Source organism: Nakamurella panacisegetis (assembly GCF_900104535.1).
Classification (GTDB): Bacteria; Actinomycetota; Actinomycetes; order Mycobacteriales; family Nakamurellaceae; genus Nakamurella; species Nakamurella panacisegetis.
The window spans coordinates 2,116,492-2,130,521 of sequence record NZ_LT629710.1; the positions used below are offsets into that span (position 1 = coordinate 2,116,492).

Consider the following 14,030-nt stretch of genomic DNA (forward strand, 5'->3'; position numbering starts at 1 on the left):
TGACCAGTGTCCTGCTGTCGGAGCCGACGTCGGCCGGATCCCCTCACCTTGGAGTATGCGACTTGTCAGTTCGCCTGTCCGTGCGCACGCGCCACCGTGTCGGTGCTCTCCTCGTCGTCGGCCTGTTGGGCGTCTCCTGCGGTGTGACCACCCAAGCCGGGCCGGGCACCACCGGTGGGACCACTCGTACGAGTGCGGCTGTGTCGCGGGCCGCTGACCCCGCGCCGATCGTCCGGTCCTCGGATCCCACGCCGGCGGCGCGCGCCTCCTCGACATCGTCCAGGGTCCCGGTCACCACCAGCCGCGGCCCTTCACCGTCGCGTGCGAATCCGGCCAAGGCCTCCGGGACGACCGGCCCCACGAAACGCACCGGCCCGACGTCCCGGGAATCGCGGTCGAACGGGGCGGGGTCGGGCACGGGGCGAGCGGACCAATCGGCCGGACCGTCCACCACCCCGGCCCAGCCGGCGAGCGGCGTGACGACCGGGGCCGGCGACCCAGCGGCGATCAGGACCAGCCCGACCGCGACGGTCAGAACCACCGCCACCGCGGCACCGACCTCCCGGTCCACGAGTCCTTCCACGACCCGGCGGAGCAGTGTGCCGCCGACCGCCTCGGCCGCCGTCGTCGCTCGACCGGCTGCGCTCTCCGGTGTGCTCTATGCCGACCCGTCCAGCAGCCCGGCCGCGTGGGTGGCGGCCAATCCGTCGGATCGACGGACCGCGGCGATCAAGACCAAGATCGTGGGTGTGCCCACGGCACGTTGGTTCCTGCAGGCCACCGATGCGCAGTACGTCGCCAACTACGTGGGGGCAGCGGCGAGCGCGGGCCGCGTTCCGTTGCTGGTGGCGTACGACATTCCGTTGCGGGACTGTGGCAGCTACTCGGCGGGCGGGGCCTCGTCGTCGTCGGCCTATCAGTCATGGATCCGTCAATTCGCGGCCGGTATCGGCCGGGCATCGGCGGTCGTGCTGCTCGAACCCGATTCCCTCTACTACTCTTCGTGTCTCACGGCCGCACAACTGACCGAGCGCCTGCGACTGCTCAACGACGCCGTCGCGGTGTTGCGCGCCGCCGCTCCGAATGCCGTTGTGTACCTCGACGGCGGCACGCCGGTCCACGGCACGACGGTGGCTCAGATGGCCTCTCTGCTGAAGCGCGCCGGGGTGGCCGGTACCCGCGGATTCGCCGTGAACATCAACAACTTCAAGACCGAAGACGTGGCCCACAACTATGCGGCGTCACTGCGAACCGCGCTCACCGCGGCCGGCGTGAGTGGCTCGCATTTCCTGATCGACACCAGCCGCAACGGCCGGCAGATTGCGGACACGCTCTGGTGCAACCCGAGCGGCGCCGCGGTCGGGGCCAGGCCGGCCTGGAACTACGGCACCGACGGTCTGGACGGGAATGTGTGGTTCAAACATCCGGGCGAGTCCGACGGCGCGTGTGGCAGTGCCGCGGCGTCGACCTCCGGGCAATTCGTCCCGGACCTCGCGTACGCGTTGGCGACCAACTGATCAGAGCGTGGCGCCGAGCCTCGTGGCCCCGAACAGCAGGGCTCTGCGCAGCCCGGCGAGCGGCGCACCGACGGCCGAGACGGTCGTGTCCCACCGGCGGATCTGCCAATGCGGATCGCGGATCACCTGCTGGATCAGCAGTCCCTGCTCCTGATATTGCACTCGACTCACGCGGGCCGACAGGGACGTCCGGCTGACCCGGAAGGCCGCCAGCGATTCGCTGTGCCCGAAGAAGGACCCGAGCTTGAGGAGCTTGATCCACAGGTCGAGGTCCATCGGGAACAACAGGCGCCCGTCGAAGCCGCCGACCCGCTCGAAGTCCGCTCGGCGAAACATCGCTCCCGCGGTTTCACCCAGCGGGTTCCCGCCGTTTCGGACGACATTGCGCACGACCTTCTGACTGTCCTGGGGCCCGAAGAGCCCGGCCAGACCGCGGTCGAGGGCGACGATGACTCCGTCGTCATCGACCAGGTGCCGTCGGCTGGCCACCAACGACACATCCGGGCGGGACATCAGAATCCGCTGTTGCCGCTCGACGGCATCGGGCCGTATGAGATCGTCCGCGCACACGACCTTGACCAGAGTTCCTTCGGCCAGGCTCAGGAGCCGATTCCAGTTGTCCACCAACGGAAGGACCTCAGAATTTCGTACCACGCGCATTCTGGGATCGGCGTGATCGCGCAGGATCTCGGCCGTGCCGTCGGTCGTGGCATTGTCGAGTACGACGACCTCGAAGCTGTCGGCCGTCTGGTTGAGTACCCGGCGCAGGGTGTGTCGCAGGTGTCGTTCGGCCTGGTAGGCCGGAATGCAGATCGAGACGAGGGGACCGGTCACCGGCGCCACCGTATGACGGTCGAAGCGAGTCTCATTCCGTGCCTGCTCCTGAACTAGAGGGCGACGAAGCCACCTGGCGGTGACCGGCGGCACCGCGAGGACGAAACGGACGACGAACGGTCAGATCCGTCGAAACCGTCGGCAGGCCTCCGGTGCGCACAACGAGCAATCCGTGCCCCTTCGCAGATGCTCGTGGGCATCGTACTTGTGCCCGCATCGGCACAGGTCGTTCGGATCGGGGCGACCGAACGGCCAATGCGTCCTCATGATCTCCCTCGTCGAATCCGCATCGACCCCGGCCACCTCGATCGCTGACCAGAGGCCGCGTTCAACATCGCGCTCGCCCGTGAACATACAGGCTCCGCCCGGCGAACACCGGGCTAACCCGGGGGTCATGAAAGGTTACGCAGCGCGTTCGCTTCGGCGGCATGTGAGCTACGTGATAGGCGAGGGGGTTGCCAGTTGGCCTCCAATTTGGTTACCTAGTGTCGACTGCATCGAGATTTTGAGGACCAAACGGGTGATCGCGGTTTGGTCGACTAGTCCAACGGCACACAGGAGCTACCCAGAGTAGCCAAAACAGGAGGGGTCCGCATGACCCGGACAGCTCGACCAACGGTGAGCATCATCGTTCCCGTCAAGAACGAGGCGCACAATCTGCGTGTTGTCCTCCCGACCCTCCCGAAGGTTCACGAGGTCATCCTCGTTGACGCCCATTCGGTCGACGGAACGGTGGAGACGGCCCGCGAGGTCCTACCCGGCATCCGCGTCGTCAACCAGACCCGCAAGGGCAAGGGCAATGCCCTGGCCTGCGGATTCCTGGCCGCCAGCGGCGACATCATCGTCATGTTCGACGGTGACGGTTCGGCCGATCCGGCCGAGATCCCCGCTTTCGTCGACGCACTGGTCGCCGGCGCCGACTTCGCGAAGGGCTCCCGCTTCGCCGACGGTGGCGGAAGCGACGACATCACGCCGCTTCGACGGGCCGGCAACTCGGCTCTTCATGCGGTCGCCAACACCGCGTTCCGCACCCGCTTCTCCGACCTCTGCTACGGCTACAACGCCTTCTGGCGCGACCTGGTGCCGGTGTTGGACCTGCCGGCCATCGATCTGCCCGTGCCGTCGGGCGAGATGATCTGGGGAGACGGCTTCGAGATCGAGACGGTCATCAACTGCCGGATGGCCGCGGCCGGCGTCCGCATCACCGAGGTGCCGAGCGTCGAGAAGCGGCGGATCTTCGGAGAGAGCAACCTGCGCACCTTCGCCGATGGAACGCGCGTGCTGCGCACCATCTTCGCCGAGCGCCGCCGCCTGTCCGCTGCGAACCGTGTCCGGACCACCGGACTGCACCTGGACTTCAAGCCCCAGCGAGCCCTCCTGGCCCCGCGCACCGATCTGTTCCAGCCGCGCGTGGACCTACTGGCGATCCAGGACTCGGCATGATCGGGTCGGTCACCTGCAGCGTGGTGGTCTGCGCGTACACCCTGGACCGCTGGGACGATCTGCGCGCCTCCCTGCTGTCGGTGTCCGACCAGAGCGTCCAGCCGGACGAGGTGATCCTGGTGATCGACCACAACGATCTTCTCCTTTCTCGCGCGCGCACCGAGTTTCCGGGTGTCCGCGTCATGGAGAACCGTTACCGGCAGGGTCTTTCCGGTGGCCGCAACACGGCCATCGCCGAAGCGCGAGGGGATGTCGTCGTCTTTCTGGACGACGACGCGACCGCCGATCCGGGCTGGCTCGCCGCGTTGATGAAGCACTACGAGGATCCGGCCGTGATCGGCGTCGGTGGGGCGGCCGCGCCGCGCTGGCCGGCCGGGCGTCCGGCTCACCTGCCCGCAGACACCGAATTCGATCGCGGTGAGCTGGACTGGGTGGTCGGCTGCACCTACGCCGGCCAGCCGGAGACCCTGACCGAGGTGCGAAACCTGATGGGGTGCAACATGTCGATGCGCCGCTCGGTATTCGCCTCGGTGGGCGTGTTCAGCGAGGGGCTCGGCCGCATCGGCAAGGTCCCGCTCGGCTGCGAGGAGACCGAGTTGTGCATCCGGGCACGGCAGGCCGATCCGAGTGCTCGCATCCTCTTCGAGCCCGCCGCACTGGTCCACCACCGCGTCACCCCGGACCGGGTGCGGTGGAACTACCTGATCTCCCGCTGCTGGGCGGAGGGACTCTCCAAAGCCGTCGTGTCACGGATGGTGGGCCAGGGCGACGCACTGTCGACCGAGCGCACCTATGTCGGTTCGGTGCTGCCCCACGCCGTCGGCCGTGAACTGGGCCGGGCGGTGCGCCGTCGCCGCGTTCGTCACCTTCGGTCGGCCGGTGCCATCGTGATCGGCCTGGCCAGCACGTGCGCCGGATACGCCCGCGGGTCGATGGCCCGGAGCCACGGGAGCCGAGGGTCGGGATGAGCCACAATGTGCTGGTGCCTCGACAGTCCTCCGCGCCCGCGATCGGCACCAGGGCGACTGCCGTCGGGTTGCTGGGATTGACGATTGCTCTACTCCTCCTGACCGCCTTCGAGGTCGATTCGCCGATCCGGCTGCTGGTCACTCTGCTCTTTGCCCTCACGACGCCCGGTTGGGCGCTGGCGGCGTACCTCACGGACCGGACGCCCGCCATCGAGTGGACCATCGCGACCTGCGCGAGCATCGCCATCGTGATCGTGGTCAGCATGACCATGCTGGTGCTCCACGCGTGGCAGCCGGTCTGGGGCATGTCCGGGCTGGCCGTCGTGACGGCCGGAGTGTTGCTTCACCACGTCGTGCGGTCATCCAGGGTGCGCGCGCCGGAGCAGCGACCGTGAGTGCGGTCATCGATGTGCAGCCGGGGTCGACCCACGAGCACGAGCAGGCCAGATCCGGAATGCTGGGCGACGGGCTTGCGCTGGGCGCCAGTGCGCTGCTGACGGCCGGGGCGGGCATGGTCGGATGGCTGCTCGCCGCGCGGTTGCTGACCGCATCCGAGGTCGGTGCCACCTCGTCGTTCGTCAACTCCTTCATCCTGGTAGCGGCCATCGCCGAGCTCGGCCTCGGCCCGGCGTTGCTGCGATGGCTGCCGCTTTCCGGGGGCCGGACGGCAGATCTGCTCAAGCGGGTCTACCTCCTTGTCTCGGTGGTCGCCGTCGCCGTTGGCGTCGGTTGGCTGGTGCTGGCCGGCGGTTCCGTGACCGCGGCGGTCCCGGTGGTGGGAGGCCTGCTCTTCGTCCTGGCCAGTTTGGGCTGGACCCTTTTTCAGCTCCAGGACCTGGTACTGACCGGAGTCGGAGCGGCCCGTTGGGTCCCGTTGGAGAACCTGCTCTTCAGTGCGGCCCGCATCGTTCTCCTGTTGCTGCTCGGACCCTCGCTCGGGGCCAAGGGACTGGTTCTGTCCTGGGTGATCCCGACCCTGGTCGGAGTGGTCGTGGTCAACCTGGCGCTGGTGGTCAAGGGCCGCTCGCGCCCAGCGACCGACGGCGTCCTGCCCACCCGACGGGAAGTCGTCAAGCTGGTCGGGCCGACGTATCCGGCCACGGTCTTCTTGGCCGTCCTGTACAACGTCGTCCCGTTGGTCGTCTCTGCGCGCTACGGATCCGCGCTGGGAGCTGTCTTCTTCATCGTCTGGACGGGCCTGAACGCGCTGGACCTCGCGGCGACCGGCTTCGTCAACGCCATGGTGATCCGGCTGGCCCGGTTCAGCTCCGACTCGCGCCGGCTGATCAGGGAGTCGATCCTCCGCTCGCTCGCGATCTTCCTGCCGCTGCTGGCCGTCGGATTCCTGCTGTCGCACTGGGTGCTCGGCTGGTTCGGTCCCACCTACGCGGCCGTCGGCACCGACCTCCTGCGAGTGATCTTGATTGCCTTCCCGGCGCGACTGATGGTGGTGCTGGTCACGGGCGCGCACCTCGCCGCTGGTCGCGGCACGGTGGTGGCTCTGCTGCAGGGCCTGAATGCCGCTGGCATGATGGCCGTGATCAGCTTGATGCCAACGCCGGACCTCGTGTGGATCGGCTACGGGTTTCTGGCCATCCAGGCGGTCATCGCCGCAGCCGGTCTACTGGATCTCCGCCGGCGTTCGGTGCTGGCCGGCCCCGGCCTGGACGCCGCGGCGGTGGGCTCGGAACTGTCGATGATCAACGTGCAGGCGCACCAGGAGGAGGTTTTCACCATTTCCGTTCCCCCCGCCGCGGTGTCGTCCGCCGTCGAAGTGTTGTCCGGGACCGGGATCCGGCCGGCGCAACCCGAATCGACCCCACCGACGGGCCGGAGTCGCCACGCGCGCCCGGCGGCGGCCGGTGCGACATCTGACGTTCGGGCGTGGCTTCCGATTCTCCTGGCGGCCGCGGCCGTCGTGATGTGGTTCTGCGGCCTCCGGGCGGTGGGACCACAGCAGCTGCACGGTCTCGGCCTGATCGCCGTGCTCTCGCCCCTGACCATCGCCGCGTATCCGGTGCTCGTCGCATCGGCCGTGCTCGAACTGTTCGCCGGCCGCCGTCGCACCTGGGTGCTGACCTTGATGACGCTGGCCGCCCTGCTGTTGATCTACGGCCTGCAGCCGATGATCGAGCAGGCGGCGCGGCTGCCCGTCGGCTGGTTGCACGCCGGCTTCGCCAACTACATCGGGGCCAACGGCCAGATCCTCTCCAACTTCGATACCCGGTTCTCCTGGCCCGGATTCTTCGCGGTCGCCGCCTTCATCGGACGCGCCGCCGGCATCTCGGATGTGTCCGTCATGCTCGCCTGGGCGCCGGTGGTGCTCACCGGGTTGGCCACGCTCGGTATGCGGAGCATCGCCACCGCGGTGTTCGGTCATCGTCGAATCGCCTGGGTGGCCACCTGGTTGTTCCTTCTGGGCAACTGGTCGGAGCAGGACTATTTCTCCCCCCAGGGCACCGCCTTCATCCTGTTGATCGGGGCACTGGCCGTCACGTTGAAGTATCTCGTCCGGCCGGGAATCATCTCCGGCGGCCGAGTGCGGCTCCGGGACCGCGTGGTGCCCGAGAACTCCCCCCGCACCCGCCTTTTCGCGCAGGCCGTGGTGGTCCTCCTGGCCACCGCTCTTGCCCCGACCCATCAGCTGACGCCGTTCGTTCTGATCGGGATGTTGGCCCTGCTGGTGCTGTGGGGACGGCTCTACAGCACGTGGCTCCCCATCTTCGCCGCCCTGCCCGCCCTGGCCTGGTTCGCGCTGGGCGCGAAGCAGTTCTGGGTCGGCCAGCTCAGCCTGATCACCTCCTCCATCGGCGACGTCAACGGTTCGGTCACCCAGGGCATCGGGCAGCGGCTCGACGGAGATTCCGGCCATCAGCTGATGGTCTACCTGCGGATCGGTCTGACCTGTCTGCTGGCCGTCTTGGCGCTGATCGGGTTCATCGTGCTTCGCCGGCGGGGCGTGCGTACCTGGGTGCTACCGGTTCTGGGCGTGAGTTCGTTCGGGCTCGCGGTGCTGCAACCGTACGGCGGCGAAGTCTTCATGCGCTGCTTCCTGTTCGCTCTGCCGTGGTTCGCCATCGGCGCGGCCATCGCTCTGGATGCCCTGGCCGGTACGGCCCGGGCGAAGGGGCGGGTCCGGCGTCTTACCGCGGTGGGGGTGGTGCTCGCCGGAATCATGCTGAGCACGGTGTCGGCCCGCGGCGGCAATGATGCGTACGTGTCCGTCACCACCGCCGACGTGAATGCCATTCACTACGTGTATGCGCACGCCGCCGCCGGGGACAGCGTGATCAGCGCGCTGTGGTACGAGCCGTTGCGTTCGGATCGAGTGGGAGACCTGACCCAGATCAGCACCGACGAGCTGGCGACCGCCGCCAACCCGTGCACGACGGAGGCGCAGATCACCGCTTGCCTGGTCGCGGCGGCACCGAACTACATCCTGATCAATCCGCAGCAGGAGGCGGCCGGCGAGATCCTCAACGGGCTGGCCCCGGGCTGGTCAGGGCGCGTACTCACCGCGCTGGAAACCAAGAGCGGATATCGTGTGGCTTTCGAGCAGGACGATGCGATCGTTCTCCAGCGGAAGGCCACGGGCTGACGATGAGCGGACCGCACGATGACGGTCCCAGACGGTTCGGTTGGATATTCGCCCAGATCTGGGTGGACCTTTGGTTCCTGACCGCCGGGGCGGTCGTCAACTCGTTGCTGGGCAGCACATTGGTGCCGCGGGTGATCCGGGGGCTCGGGTACCGAGCCCTCGGCGTCCGCACCGCCACCAGCAACATCTTTCCTGGCCTGACGGTCGGCGGGCGGCTGCGGAACCTCACCATCGGTCGGATGACCTTCCTGAACCGTGACTGCTTCATCGAATGCGTCGGCGCCGTCGATATCGGCGAGGGCTGCCAGTTCGGTCCCCAGGTCACCATCCTGACGTCTCATCACGGCCGGAACGCCGATGGGACCATCTCGAGGCGCGCGACGGCTCGGCCGGTGGTCATCGGTGACCGGGTCTGGCTCGGAGCTCGCAGCGTGGTGGTGCCGGGCGTGACGATCGGCAGCGATGTCGCGATCGCCGCCGGCGCGGTGGTGGTCAAGGATTGCCTGGAGCCGGGCCTTTACGCGGGTGTTCCGGCACGTTGGGTATCCGCCGGAGGCTCGAGCGCGCCCGAGCCGGCGAGTCAATGGGCCGGCCCGAAACACCGGTCGGGAGTCGTTGGAGGACTGGAGGAATGATGGAACAGATCGTCGGATGGACGGCCGGTGGACTCGTCCTGGCCATGGTGATCGTCGGGGTCGTGCGAACCCTGCGTTCCGAACGCCACCTGGGCGTCCCCGCGGGTGAGGGACGGCTTACCCGCCCGGTCGAGGTCATTCGCCTGGATCGCGTCCTGATCGCGCTCGGCGCGGCGCTGGCCGTGGCGCTGGTGGCATACATCGTTCTCGGCCTGCCGTGAGCGTGTTGCTCCCGCTTCGGTCCCTGCTGACCTGAAGGTCAGTGTCCCGCGTTGGTCATGAGGGCGTCGGCCAGGGTGGGGACGAAGTCCCCGGAGTAGGACGTTGGAGCATCGCCACATGACCCGTCGGACTCGCCTGGGTGTTTGAACCAGACCCAGCCGTCCAGTCCGTCGGCCCCCGAGGCCCACACAGGGGTGACCCCCAATGCTCGTCCTGCGGGGTTGCACCAATGGATCCCGTCAGAGCCGTTGCCATTTCGGCTGGAGTCGATCAGGAACCTCGTGCCGGGGGCGGCATAGGTGCCGGCCAGCCGGGTCACCAGGGCTGCCCCATAGGCTCGCGACGTGGCGTCGTCGAAGAAGTTGTTGATATTAACGGCGAATCCTCTTGTCCCGGCCACTCCGGCCGCAGCGAGCCGCGACGCCATCTGATCGACCGTGGTGGTGGAGATGGGACTGCCGCCGTCCAGGTAGACGACCGTCTTCGGCGCCAGCCGGGTCAAGATGGCGATCGCGTTCCGCAGCAAGGCTTCTCGGGCCGCGATACCGGTGGCGTCCAGGCAATCGACGTAGAACAGCGAATCCGGTTCCAGAAGGACGATCGACGGTCGGGACCCGATGCCGGTCGCGAACCGAGTGATCCAGTCGAGGTAGGCCGTGTCATCGGCGGCCCCGCCCGACGAGTAGCTGCCGCAATCCCGGTTCGGCAGGAAGTAGGCCACCATCAGGGGCACCCGCCCGGCGGCCGCGGCGCCGGTGACGTAGGCGTTGCTCCAGTTCGCGTCGGTGTCGCGGACGAACCAGCGGGCGGTCGGGATCGACGCGATCCAGGTGGTGAGGCGGGAGGTCAGCGCATCGGCCGGGTTGGCCGAGGCCCAGGATGCGGCCGAACTCGCCGGATCGACGTAGAGCCGGCCCGTCAGCGCGGCGGGCGATGCCGACGCGGTCGACGTACTGGTGGGCGCGGCGCTGCTGGCCGTCGGGCTGGCGCTGGTGGTGGGGCTGCTGCTGGCTGTTGGGCTGGCGCTCGTGGTGGGGCTGCTGCTGGCCGTCGTACTGCTGCTCTTGGTTGCGCTGGTGGTTGCGACGGGCGTCGTCCGGACGTGGTTCTGTGTCGCGTCGATGATCGAGATTCTCGCATCGGCCGATCCGGCGGACGCGGCCAGGTTGACCGATGACCCTGCCTGAGCGCTGGCCGGCCGGGCCCAGATCACCCCGATGGTCAGTGCGGCGACGGTGAACGCCCCCGTGGCGGACAGGAGCCAGTGGCGACGAACTGCGGAGCGTGAGGTCATGGGACGCTCGTTTTTCTGCGGTGCAGGGCCAACCGCGTCAGTGTCACTGTCTGTGCAATACCGACTACAGTCTGCGGGATCATTGACTGAGAGTCAACGGGCACTACTTTGTGTGACATTCGCTTAACGCGGTACCCAGCAGTCGCTGAAAAGGATGACGCGCTCGAGCTCCGGTAATGCCAGCGAAGATCGACGAGTCACGGAAGAGTGCTTCTCGACGACGGGGCCGCAGTTGGCGGTCGAGCGGCCGGCCGGGCGAACGCCGACTCAGTCCGATGTGGCTCGGCGGCCTCGGCGATACGCGGACCGTTTCCTTGCCACCGCCCGGATGTAGAGGATCGGTCCGACGGCGTAGCCCTTCAGCTCGGTGATGGTGAGCGAGCGCGGATAGTCGGAAGTCTTCCTGGCGTTCTTGTACGAATTCGCGCTGAACAGCACGTGGACGGCTTTGGGAAGGTTCCGGATGATGCGAGCCGCTTCCCGAGGGCTGCGCAACAGGTGCTTCGTGACCACGACCGCCATTCCGGCGCCGTAGTCGTAGAGCTGCCGGTTGAGGCTGTCCGCGTCGGCCCGGTGGAAGTGACGGACCAGCGCGGTCGGGGCGTACACCATGATGTCGCCGGCGTTGATCATCGCGGCGTACACGTCGAGATCCTCACCCCCTCGGGTCACGGTCCCGGGTCCGAGGTCCGGATCGAAACCACCGATGGCCCGGAGGCGAGCCGTCCGGAATCCCATGTTGTTGCCCGAGCCGACGTCGCCACCGTAAGGAAACAGGACCCCTTTGGAACCCAGTGCGCCGACGGCCGCGATCTCGGGTGGGACGACCGATGCCAGCGTCCAGATCGCGCGGCCATATCCCTTGTCGAAGGAGCCGAACTCTTCGAAAAGCGTCTGGTGCCATGTGTGCAGAGATCCCGGGGTGACCAGTCCGGTCACTCCTCCGATCAGCTCCTGAGGGTCTTCCTCGAAGACCTTGATCATTTCGGAGACCCAATGCCGGTCGGGGAGCGTGTCGTCGTCGGTGAACAGGGTGATCGCGGACCGACTCGCCCGGAGCCCGGCATTTCGCGCGTTGGACGCCCCGCGTCGTGGCTCGTCGATGACCCTCACGCGTGGGTCCTGGAGTCCGTTGAGATAGGTCGGGACGCCGCTGCGTCCCGGGTTGTTGTCGACCACGAGTATCTCGAGATGGCCGTACGTCTGGCGGAGGAGCGCCTCGACCACGCCGCGAAGGCGCGGCTCGGTCCCCAGGGTGCAGATCACCACGGTGACCAACGGGAGGTCGAGGCCCAGGCCGCGCGGGGCGGAAGGAAGTCGCTCCGCCGCGGCGAGAAGGCCGGCCGGGCCGGCCTCGTCGATCGCCACGCCGGCCGCTCGCAGGTGGTGCTGCAGCGAATCGCTCAATTCGCGGGCGGCCGCCCGCCGGAGGAGGTCGCTGCGGGCCGGTTCGGCCGGCGGCAGATCCGACACCTGTATCGAGCCAACCGGTATCCCGCGGAGCCGAGCGACCACCGAACCGCGTTGCGGGGGGCCGTCCGTCACCGGACATCCGGGCGGTATCGATGCCAAGGACGGTGGCCCGGCCAGTTCGAGGTCGAACAACTGCACCGGCCGGAAGTCTGCTCCTGCTTTCGTCACGGATATCGGCGCTGACGCCGCTGATCTTCTGAAAACGGATGCCACTGGTCTCCTGAAGAAATGAACGGGCCAACGCGACCCCGGCCGACCGGACGGACTTCCGGTTCAGCGTACGGAGCCGGAGGCCCGCAAACGGGCCGTTCCGGGGCCGAGGTCAGCAGAATCACCCTCGACCACGCTGCCGTCCCACGCGCAGTCACGCCGTCCTGACGGACGGTCACCGTACTCGCGTCAGGGCCGTTCGTCGTCCGGGTCGATCGACGGGATCTCTTCCGATGCGTTGCCGTTGGGCGCGCCGTCCGGGCTGGCCGCGGCCCAGATGGCCGGCCCGATGTGGCTACGTCCGGCGTGCCAGGCCACGATGTCCAGTGCGCGGAGGCTGGTGATGGGCGGAGTGGTGGCCAGGGCCGCGACCTCGCCGAAGAACTCATGCCCGGTGGTCAGGTCGTCGATGATTGCCTGACCGAGCAGCGGCAGGAACTCCCGCCAGCTGCGTTTGCGGTCCCGGGACACCGGGGCACCGTCGGCCCCGCGGTAGCAGTAGTCGACGAACCGGTCGTAGAGCGGGATGAAGGCCGGTCGCTTGCGATGCATGACCTTGGCCAGGATCGACCCGCGCGCGTTGCCGGGAAGGTCGTCGGAATCCAGGACGGAGAAGAGTTCACCCAGTTTGGCCAGTTCCACCGGACCGGCCTCGACCAGGCGGGCATCGACCGGGATGTCGGCCAGCCAGTGCTCCAGGTGCGGCCGCACCGCCTCCAGTGCGTAGAAGGTGCGCGAATTCATCTCCGCGTTCAGCAGTACCGGAGCGACGAAGTCGGCGTCGGCGACGCGCCAGGGCCCGCCCTCGGAACCGAACGAGTCGTAGGCCGGGTAGCCGAACCGGTCGCGGCGGGAGAGATAGCTGCGGGCCGAATCCAGGGCCGACGCACGGTCGATCTGCACTCCGCCGATCTTCAGGACGCCATCACTCACCGAGGAAGTCATGCCGCCACCCTAGAAGACCCACCTTTCGCCGTTCGGTGGGGTACCTCGGGGCCGGAGCGGGTGGCGGCGCACGCTTCTAGCCCACGCCGTGCTCGATCACGGTCAGCAACGGCGCCGCATCGCCGACGATCACCGGAGCGGCCCCGGTGGGCCGCCTCCACAGCCAGGCGTCGAGGTCGGCCGCCGACGCCGTCACCGTGAACGACGGGGTTCCGTGCTGATCGTGCGGGCCGAGACTGATCGTCGGTTCGTCGAAGGGCTGGCCCGTGGTGCGGCTGGTGCCGGTGAACCGGCCCAGGGTCAGGTCCCAGTGGTGCCTCGTGTCGGCGCTGATCACTCGCCCGAATCCCGGCGCATGGTGGAAGGTGGCCCCCGCCCGGTGACCGCCGTAGATGACGGTCAGCGCCTCGTCGACCCCGTCCTCGGCCAGGTCGGCGTCGAGCGGGGTGACGGCACCGACGACGAGTTCCGCGTCCAGGCGGTGGATGAGCACCTCGTGCGCCTGCCGGCGGCGGACGAAGCCGACCGTGTGGTCGTCGGCCCAGGTCCAGACCTCGTCCTCGTCATCGGCGTCGGCCAAGGCCCGGATCAACTGATCGGTCGCATCCGGAAAGGCCCGGAGCAGCTCCGGGTAGCCACTCGGGCGGGGTGGTTTCGCCAGTTCGGCCGCCGCCGGGCTGCGAAGCCGGTCGCGGACGACGATCGCCCAGAACAGTTGCACCTCGGTCAGATGCCAGAGCAGGTCGGCGGCGGTCCAATCTGGGCACGTCGGCACCGGGGCCTGCGGGTCGGCGCCGGAAAGGCACTGGAGGAAACGCGCGGACTCGCGCCGGATGTCGTCCATGTAGTTCGGGGTCGCCATGGGCCGGACAGTAGCGACCGCCACCGACC

The 14,030-nt window shown here is 68.2% G+C and carries 13 protein-coding genes; 7 read left to right on the plus strand and 6 right to left on the minus strand.

Annotation, left to right across the window (positions count from 1 at the left end):
* Window positions 1-43: 43 nt before the first annotated feature.
* The gene (locus BLS97_RS09225; RefSeq protein ID WP_157695319.1) at window positions 44-583 is read right to left on the minus strand and encodes a hypothetical protein; all 540 of its coding nucleotides are present in this window, start codon (window positions 581-583) and stop codon (window positions 44-46) included.
* A gap of 16 nt (window positions 584-599) precedes the next feature.
* On the opposite strand from BLS97_RS09225, the gene BLS97_RS09230 reads away from it, so the two are divergent.
* A complete protein-coding gene (locus tag BLS97_RS09230; protein WP_157695320.1) occupies window positions 600-1,517 on the plus strand; it encodes a glycoside hydrolase family 6 protein in 918 nt (305 codons plus the stop codon).
* Here the strand turns inward: BLS97_RS09230 and BLS97_RS09235 are convergent, their stop codons facing one another.
* Window positions 1,518-2,351 (minus strand): glycosyltransferase family 2 protein, encoded by an 834-nt coding sequence (locus BLS97_RS09235; RefSeq protein WP_090481769.1) that lies wholly within the window; start codon window positions 2,349-2,351, stop codon window positions 1,518-1,520.
* Window positions 2,352-2,945: 594 nt separating this feature from the next.
* On the opposite strand from BLS97_RS09235, the gene BLS97_RS09240 reads away from it, so the two are divergent.
* From BLS97_RS09240 to BLS97_RS09265, 6 genes are all read left to right on the plus strand, one after another.
* A complete protein-coding gene (locus BLS97_RS09240) occupies window positions 2,946-3,794 on the plus strand; it encodes a glycosyltransferase family 2 protein (RefSeq protein WP_090475721.1) in 849 nt (282 codons plus the stop codon).
* Window positions 3,791-4,762 carry a glycosyltransferase family 2 protein gene (locus BLS97_RS09245; protein WP_090475722.1) on the plus strand — a complete coding sequence of 324 codons (972 nt, stop codon included), beginning with the start codon at window positions 3,791-3,793 and terminating at the stop codon, window positions 4,760-4,762. Before BLS97_RS09240 ends, BLS97_RS09245 begins: the two co-directional genes overlap by 4 nt.
* Before the next feature lie 14 nt (window positions 4,763-4,776).
* A complete protein-coding gene (locus tag BLS97_RS09250; RefSeq protein ID WP_157695321.1) occupies window positions 4,777-5,157 on the plus strand; it encodes a hypothetical protein in 381 nt (126 codons plus the stop codon).
* Window positions 5,154-8,360: a lipopolysaccharide biosynthesis protein gene (locus BLS97_RS23455; RefSeq protein WP_197676486.1), complete on the plus strand. Its 3,207-nt coding sequence runs from the start codon at window positions 5,154-5,156 to the stop codon at window positions 8,358-8,360. The genes BLS97_RS09250 and BLS97_RS23455 overlap by 4 nt, the downstream gene beginning before the upstream one ends.
* Before the next feature lie 62 nt (window positions 8,361-8,422).
* On the plus strand, window positions 8,423-8,995 hold the full coding sequence (locus tag BLS97_RS09260) for an acyltransferase (RefSeq protein WP_197676487.1): 573 nt from the start codon (window positions 8,423-8,425) through the stop codon (window positions 8,993-8,995).
* A complete protein-coding gene (locus BLS97_RS09265) occupies window positions 8,995-9,216 on the plus strand; it encodes a hypothetical protein (RefSeq protein WP_090475725.1) in 222 nt (73 codons plus the stop codon). The genes BLS97_RS09260 and BLS97_RS09265 overlap by 1 nt, the downstream gene beginning before the upstream one ends.
* Before the next feature lie 38 nt (window positions 9,217-9,254).
* Here BLS97_RS09265 and BLS97_RS09270 read toward each other — a convergent pair whose 3' ends face one another.
* The 4 genes from BLS97_RS09270 to BLS97_RS22825 all read right to left on the minus strand — a co-directional run bounded on the left by BLS97_RS09270 (window position 9,255) and on the right by BLS97_RS22825 (window position 14,001).
* Window positions 9,255-10,511, minus strand: coding sequence for a glycoside hydrolase family 6 protein (locus BLS97_RS09270; protein WP_090475726.1), 1,257 nt, complete (start codon window positions 10,509-10,511; stop codon window positions 9,255-9,257).
* 267 nt (window positions 10,512-10,778) lie between these two features.
* Window positions 10,779-12,056 carry a glycosyltransferase gene (locus BLS97_RS09275; RefSeq protein WP_157695323.1) on the minus strand — a complete coding sequence of 426 codons (1,278 nt, stop codon included), beginning with the start codon at window positions 12,054-12,056 and terminating at the stop codon, window positions 10,779-10,781.
* Window positions 12,057-12,383: 327 nt separating this feature from the next.
* A complete protein-coding gene (locus BLS97_RS09280) occupies window positions 12,384-13,139 on the minus strand; it encodes a DUF6308 family protein (RefSeq protein ID WP_090475728.1) in 756 nt (251 codons plus the stop codon).
* A 76-nt stretch (window positions 13,140-13,215) separates the two neighbouring features.
* Entirely contained in the window at window positions 13,216-14,001 is a 786-nt protein-coding gene (locus BLS97_RS22825) for a maleylpyruvate isomerase family mycothiol-dependent enzyme (RefSeq protein WP_157695324.1), read from the minus strand.
* Between the last annotated feature and the right edge of the window lie 29 nt (window positions 14,002-14,030).